Consider the following 1,848-nt stretch of genomic DNA (forward strand, 5'->3'; position numbering starts at 1 on the left):
TGATGCGACAACGACTTAGCGCCATTTGCCATCCTAGATCGATCCGGTATCTAGGTCAGCCCCAAAGCAAAAGCAAGAGCAAATCCCCCTCAATCCCCCTTTTTCAAAGGGGGAGGCCAATCTCGGGGCGATCGACGGCCGGCAGCGTCGCCATATCCCACCGCGGCGTCGCACGCACCGCGGCATCGTCACGCTGCCCGGCTTCGAGCCGCAGTGCGCCGGCGAAGGCGATCATCGCGCCGTTGTCGGTGCACAGCGCCGGGCGCGGGAAGCAGGCGCGGCCGCCGCGGCGCTCGCACATCGCCTGCAGCTTCGCGCGCAGGCGCTTGTTGGCGCCGACGCCGCCGGCCACCACCAGCACATCGCAGCCGGCGGCATCGAGCGCGCGTTCGCACTTGATCGCCAGGGTGTCGACCACCGCGTCCTCGAAACCGCGGGCGATGTCGGCGCGGGTCTGGTCCGCCTGGTCGCTCTTCTGCCAGGCCAGCAGCACCTGGGTCTTCAAGCCGCTGAAGCTGAAATCCAGCCCGGGGCGGTCGGTCATCGGCCGCGCGAACCGGAACGCCCCCGGCGTGCCGCTTTCGGCCAGCCGCGCCAGCTGCGGGCCGCCCGGATATGGCAGGCCCATCATCTTGGCGGTCTTGTCGAAGGCCTCGCCCGCGGCGTCGTCCAGGGTCTCGCCGAGCAGCCGATAGCTGCCGATCGCATCCACCGCGACCAGCTGGGTGTGGCCGCCGGAGACCAGCAGGGCCACGAACGGGGGCTGCGGCGGGTCGTCTTCCATCAGCGGGGCGAGCAGGTGGCCTTCCATGTGGTGGACGCCTATCGCCGGCAGGTCCAGCGCCCAGGCCAGCGAGCGCGCCACCCCGGCCCCCACCAGCAGCGCCCCGACCAGGCCGGGGCCGGCGGTGTAGGCCACCCCGTCCAGGTCGTCCACGCCCAGCCCGGCCTCGCCCAGGGTCTGGCGGATCAGCGGCAGCAGCTTGCGGACGTGGTCGCGGCTGGCCAGCTCCGGCACGACTCCGCCGTACTCGGCGTGCAGGGCGATCTGGCTGTAGACCGCGTGCGCGCGCAACCCGGCGGCGCCGGCCAGTGCCGTGTCGTACACGGCGACGCCGGTTTCGTCGCAGCTGGATTCGATGCCGAGGACTTTCATGGGGCTGTGGGTGGGGGCTGTGGGTGGGGGCTGGGGGCTGGGGGCTGGGGGCTGGGGTTGCCGAGTCTGAAGGCCGGGAAATCTTCTTGCCGTCATTCCTGCGAAGGCGGGAATGACGGTCGGAGGGAACAAAGCCGGATGCCCGGGACCCTGGGCGGCCCTCGGACACCGCGACCGGCCCGGAACCGGGCCCGCGGTTGCGCCGCCATGGGGGCTCCCGCTATCATACGCGGCTCGCCGGAGGGAGTCTGGCGACGTGCGCGGTCCCTCGCGCGGGCCCGTGGCCTTCCGGCCGGGGCTTCCCAACCCACAGAGATTCCTATGCCAAGCGTCAAAGTCCGCGAAAACGAGCCTTTCGAGTTTGCCCTGCGCCGCTTCAAGCGCACCTGCGAGAAGGCCGGCGTGCTGGCCGAAACCCGCAAGCGCGAGTACTACGAGAAGCCGACCCAGGAGCGCAAGCGCAAGGCCGCCGCCGCCGTGAAGCGCCAGGCGCGCCGCACCTCGCGCGACGTCACCAAGCGCCAGCGCCTGTACTGAGGCAGGCGAGGGTCCTTCCGCTGGCGCGCCTCGCGCGCCGCAGCAGGATATCCACGAAGCCGGCACGCGCAAGCGTCGCCGGCTTTTTGTCTTTCCGGCACCACCGGCCGCCCTTCCCTTGCCCTTGTGGGAGCGGCTTCAGCCGCGAGCTTTTG

The 1,848-nt window shown here is 70.8% G+C and carries 2 protein-coding genes; one reads left to right on the forward strand and one right to left on the reverse strand.

Annotation, left to right across the window (positions count from 1 at the left end; genetic code table 11):
• Window positions 1-103 precede the first annotated feature (103 nt).
• A complete protein-coding gene (gene tsaD / locus ACFONC_RS07400) occupies window positions 104-1,156 on the reverse strand; it encodes a tRNA (adenosine(37)-N6)-threonylcarbamoyltransferase complex transferase subunit TsaD (RefSeq protein ID WP_386743102.1) in 1,053 nt (350 codons plus the stop codon).
• A gap of 321 nt (window positions 1,157-1,477) precedes the next feature.
• On the opposite strand from tsaD, the gene rpsU reads away from it, so the two are divergent.
• A complete protein-coding gene (rpsU, locus tag ACFONC_RS07405) occupies window positions 1,478-1,693 on the forward strand; it encodes a 30S ribosomal protein S21 (RefSeq protein ID WP_027069919.1) in 216 nt (71 codons plus the stop codon).
• The last annotated feature ends 155 nt before the right edge of the window (window positions 1,694-1,848 follow it).

The sequence above is a fragment of the Luteimonas soli genome (assembly GCF_042648865.1).
Lineage (GTDB): Bacteria > Pseudomonadota > Gammaproteobacteria > Xanthomonadales > Xanthomonadaceae > Luteimonas > Luteimonas soli.

What these genes read in the sequence shown, in the direction of transcription:
- tsaD (WP_386743102.1), bottom strand. Translation starts at nt 1,156, where the DNA reads ATGAAAGTCCTCGGCATCGAATCCAGCTGCGACGAAACCGGCGTCGCC.
- rpsU (WP_027069919.1), top strand. Translation starts at nt 1,478, where the DNA reads ATGCCAAGCGTCAAAGTCCGCGAAAACGAGCCTTTCGAGTTTGCCCTG.